Annotated in this window: 3 protein-coding genes; all 3 read right to left on the bottom strand. The window is 63.5% G+C overall.

Features of this window, described 5'->3' with window-relative positions:
- The coding region (locus FLQ44_RS11395; protein ID WP_147694464.1) for a hypothetical protein at positions 1 to 378 on the bottom strand (378 nt) is incomplete at its 3' end.
- Positions 375 to 641, bottom strand: a complete 267-nt coding sequence (locus FLQ44_RS11390) for an H-NS family nucleoid-associated regulatory protein (protein WP_147694463.1) — start codon at positions 639 to 641, stop codon at positions 375 to 377. The genes FLQ44_RS11395 and FLQ44_RS11390, both read right to left, overlap by 4 nt.
- Positions 638 to 1,405, bottom strand: coding sequence for a hypothetical protein (locus FLQ44_RS11385; RefSeq protein WP_147694462.1), 768 nt, complete (start codon positions 1,403 to 1,405; stop codon positions 638 to 640). The genes FLQ44_RS11390 and FLQ44_RS11385 overlap by 4 nt, the downstream gene beginning before the upstream one ends.
- Positions 1,406 to 1,451: the final 46 nt, after the last annotated feature.

Here is a 1,451-nt window from a genome sequence, read left to right as displayed (position 1 = left end):
CGGCACGGCCACGGCTGGCGGCTGGGCGACGGCGGGCTGCGACGACATATTTGCCAGCAGGCACGATGCCTTTAGGCCGATTCGCCCTAGCACGCTATCGTCCTCTCTGCGCGGGTCGTGATGACGAACCTGCAAAGCACGCAAAAATTCAATAACGTCAGGGGATGCCACAGTAAACTCCTGCCGATCCGGCTCGGCCTGCTGACCACCCAGCGCGCTATCCATGTGCTGCTGAATGCGGCCAGCCACGCGGCGCTGCAGGCGGTCGCTGATGGCGGTAGAGCAGCCGCAGTCGCTCAGGATCATTTCGGCCAGCTTCATCACGTCGGCGCTGGCATCTACGGTTTCGCAGGGGTGTTTGGTGTGTTCGGTGTTCATTGTTTTGTGTCCTTTGTGATGGTGACGGCCAAGTCGTCTAGGCTGCCGCCCTTGTCCAGCCATTGCTGCACCCATGCCGGTTTCAAGCCGCCGCCCGCCCATGTCATGAGCAGGCCGGCCGATTCCCGGATGTAGAACGTGACGCTGCTGCGCCCCATGCGGCAGTAAGTGGCCAGGATGCGGCGGCGCATGGCGGTGGTGATCAGGTGGGCGGCGGCGTGGCCCGTCATCGGGCCGTCGAAGATGAGTGCTTGTTGGGTCATGGGGTGGCCTCAACGCGCTTGAACTCCACCACCCATACCCACGAGTTGGCCGCCCAGCTGCCAGCACCGTTGATGCTTTCCCACAGGTGCCGGTAGCGTTTTACGTAGGTGTCGCACTCGCGGCAGTCGCAATCGAAGATGACGCCACCGCCGCCACCCATTGCGGAGTGCAGTCGTGTGCCGCCGCATTGCGGGCAGATTTTCCAGTCGCGTTCGTCACGTTCTGAATCCAGCCGCTCGCAGCCTTCTGTCTCGGCGTCGGCCTCGCTGATGCTCTGCAGGCGCTCCACGCGAACGCTGACGATTTCCAGCAGGATGCGGCTGGCTGCACGAGGCATGTGGATGGATGGGTGCCATGCTGAACGTGGCTCGCCGCCGCCATCGTCGTCGCCTGCCCATTGATTGCTGCCGTCGGCAGCGTAGATTACGTGGCCGGTGTAGTAGCACTTGCCGAATGGCAGTTCGCGGATGGGCTTGGCGGGACGGTCGGGAATCCAGTCCGTCATTTCGCCGTGCTCATTCCACGAATGGCTGATAACGCCCCACGTCTCCCGCACCCACAGCCGATCACCGGGGCGGCCGTACGGGCATGCACGGTCAATCACATGCTGCGGCTCGCGCTCCAGCACCAGTGCGCCAGGTGTGCAGATGTGGCCAAGGTCTGGATGCTTCACCGGCTTGGCCGCGCGCCGCGTCTGCGTTTTCTGGCCTGCCAGAATGGCGCGGATCATCGCGCCGCTGAATAGAATCGGGCGTTCTTTCATACCTCACCCCCGTCGCTCTCAACTAGGTCTGCCGGGTAGCGCGAGC

Origin of the sequence: Vogesella mureinivorans (assembly GCF_007644035.1) — a bacterium.
In the GTDB taxonomy this organism is placed as follows: Bacteria; Pseudomonadota; Gammaproteobacteria; order Burkholderiales; family Chromobacteriaceae; genus Vogesella; species Vogesella mureinivorans.
The sequence above is the reverse complement of the archived record's forward strand: the minus strand, read 5'-3'. Positions and strand labels throughout refer to the sequence as shown.

Coding starts and splice junctions, on each gene's coding strand:
- FLQ44_RS11390 (WP_147694463.1), bottom strand. CDS start 641: ATGACCCAACAAGCACTCATCTTCGACGGCCCGATGACGGGCCACGCC.
- FLQ44_RS11385 (WP_147694462.1), bottom strand. CDS start 1,405: ATGAAAGAACGCCCGATTCTATTCAGCGGCGCGATGATCCGCGCCATT.